The sequence below is a fragment of the Komarekiella delphini-convector SJRDD-AB1 genome, assembly GCF_014831675.1.
Taxonomy (GTDB): domain Bacteria; phylum Cyanobacteriota; class Cyanobacteriia; order Cyanobacteriales; family Nostocaceae; genus Komarekiella.
In genome coordinates this window covers 1-1,557 of sequence record NZ_VJXY01000165.1, presented here as the reverse complement: position 1 = coordinate 1,557, position 1,557 = coordinate 1, and the positions used below count along the sequence as shown (strand labels likewise).

The window sequence follows — 1,557 nt, the reverse complement described above, 5'->3', positions numbered from 1 at the left end:
GCCAGGATCTCGCGCAGGATCCGACGACGCGTCGGATATGGTATGCGATCGCCACAGGCAATGACTTTGAAACCCATGATGGCATGACAGAGGAAAATCTTTACCAAAAGATTTTCGCAACTCACTTTGGTCATTTGGCAATCATTTTCTTGTGGGCATCCAGCCTCCTGTTCCACGTAGCCTGGCAAGGTAACTTTGAACAGTGGATTAAAGATCCCCTTCACATCCGCCCAATAGCTCACGCGATTTGGGATCCCCACTTTGGTAAACCAGCAGTTGAAGCTTTTACCCAAGCTGGTGCTAGCAATCCTGTAAATATTGCTTACTCTGGTGTCTATCATTGGTGGTACACCATTGGAATGCGGACAAATACTGAACTATACACAGGTTCAGTTTTCCTCTTATTGCTAGCAGCTGTATTCTTGTTTGCTGGTTGGCTGCACTTACAACCCAAGTACCGTCCTAGTCTGGCATGGTTTAAGAGCGCTGAGCCTCGTTTAAACCACCACTTAGCAGGTTTGTTTGGCGTTAGTTCTTTGGCTTGGGCTGGTCACTTGATTCATGTTGCGATCCCTGAATCTCGTGGACAGCACGTAGGTTGGGATAACTTCTTAAATACCCCACCCCACCCAGCAGGTTTGACACCTTTCTTTACAGGTAACTGGGGTGTTTACGCCGATAACCCTGATACAGCACAGCACCTATTCAGTACATCAGAGGGTGCGGGGACTGCGATTTTGACTTTCTTGGGTGGCTTCCATCCCCAGACAGAATCATTGTGGTTGACCGATATGGCTCACCACCATTTAGCGATCGCAGTCATCTTCATTGTCGCCGGTCACATGTACCGGACTAACTTCGGAATTGGTCACAGCATCAAAGAAATGCTGAACTCCAAATCTGGTTTAGTTCCCGGTAGCAAGAGTGAAGGTCAGTTCAACCTACCTCACCAAGGGCTGTACGACACCATCAACAACTCCCTACACTTCCAACTGTCTTTAGCTTTGGCAGCTCTGGGAACCATTACCTCTTTGGTGGCGCAGCACATGTACGCCATGCCTCCTTACGCATTTATTGGTAAGGACTACACAACCCAAGCAGCGCTGTACACACACCATCAATATATTGCGGTTTTCTTGTTAGTTGGTGCTTTTGCCCACGCTGGCATTTTCTGGGTGCGTGATTACGACCCGGAACAAAACAAAGGCAACGTCCTTGAGCGCGTGCTGAAGCACAAAGAAGCGATTATTTCCCACCTAAGTTGGGTATCTCTTTTCTTAGGCTTCCACACCCTTGGTCTGTATGTCCACAACGATGTAGTGGTTGCTTTCGGTACACCTGAAAAGCAAATCTTGATTGAACCTGTATTTGCTCAGTTTGTCCAAGCTGCCCACGGGAAAGTACTCTACGGCTTAGACACCTTGTTGTCCAACCCAGATAGCATTGCCCATACAGCATGGCCCAACTACGGCAACGTCTGGCTACCAGGCTGGTTAGATGCCATTAACTCTGGTACTAACTCTCTGTTCTTGACAATTGGCCCTGGCGACTTCTTGG

General features: G+C 48.3%; 1 protein-coding gene. It reads left to right on the top strand.

What is annotated here, in order from left to right; all coding sequences use genetic code 11:
• The coding region (psaB, locus tag FNW02_RS38075) for a photosystem I core protein PsaB (protein ID WP_225226336.1) at positions 1 to 1,557 on the top strand (1,557 nt) is incomplete at both ends.